The following is a 389-nucleotide window of genomic DNA, read 5'->3' as shown; positions in this document are numbered from 1 at the left end:
TGTACCAGGCTCGCCGCATCGTTTAACAAAGCTGTACTCATTGCTGTATTCCTTTATTATCGCCGTCGAATTCCAGCACAAACCCTCTTCCTCGTTCTGGCCCATCGTCAGCAGTTGCTCACTCACGCCCCCCTAACCTGACTGAAGCTCACGGCTTTATTTAATCTACAAATTTAATATTGAGTCTCCTCGGTAATTTCAAGGCTAGTTCCCGTTGAGCGCTCATTAAAAGAAAAAATATTTTTTTCACTATCTTTGACTAATGAAATTTTTAAAGAAACATCTCCCTGCCATTCATAGCTAATGACGGCATCATTAGTATTATCAAATTCATTTATAAGTGGCAATTTCTTTCTTAATAGGGCATTATTGACTTGCATCTCCCGAAA

General features: G+C 39.6%; 1 protein-coding gene. It reads right to left on the bottom strand.

What is annotated here, in order from left to right:
- Positions 1–173 precede the first annotated feature (173 nt).
- Positions 174–389: hypothetical protein (locus tag IM284_RS23070; RefSeq protein ID WP_226838978.1), on the bottom strand; the 216-nt coding region annotated here is incomplete at its 5' end.

This window comes from Enterobacter cloacae complex sp. P12RS, assembly GCF_014895875.1.
GTDB lineage: Bacteria > Pseudomonadota > Gammaproteobacteria > Enterobacterales > Enterobacteriaceae > Enterobacter > Enterobacter bugandensis.
The sequence above is the reverse complement of the archived record's forward strand: the minus strand, read 5'-3'. Positions and strand labels throughout refer to the sequence as shown.